This window comes from Mesorhizobium sp. M2D.F.Ca.ET.226.01.1.1, assembly GCF_004022705.2.
Taxonomy (GTDB): domain Bacteria; phylum Pseudomonadota; class Alphaproteobacteria; order Rhizobiales; family Rhizobiaceae; genus Mesorhizobium.
The window spans coordinates 1-279 of sequence record NZ_RZOY02000148.1; the positions used below are offsets into that span (position 1 = coordinate 1).

At 67.7% G+C, this 279-nt stretch carries 1 protein-coding gene; it reads right to left on the reverse strand.

The window, feature by feature from the left end; all coding sequences use genetic code 11:
• A partial coding sequence (locus tag EN869_RS34165) for a molybdopterin cofactor-binding domain-containing protein (RefSeq protein WP_145972073.1) occupies positions 1 to 279 on the reverse strand: 279 nt, incomplete at both ends.

Consider the following 279-nt stretch of genomic DNA (forward strand, 5'->3'; position numbering starts at 1 on the left):
GCCGCCCTGGCGACGCTGGCGAAATCGATTGTGCGATCGGTACCGACGATGCGGGCCACGCCGTCGGACAGTTCGATGTCACCGGCCGAGGCTTCGAGCTCGTCGGCCGCGATGCGCTTGATCTTGTTCGCCAGATCCTCGCCAGCGCGGGACGCCGAAACACCGCCGAGCGGGATCGAGCGCGAGCCGCCGGTGCCGCCGCCATCCTTCAGATCGTCGGTGTCGCCCTGGCGGACCTGAATGCGGTCAATCGGCAGGTCGAGCTTGTCCGACAGGAAC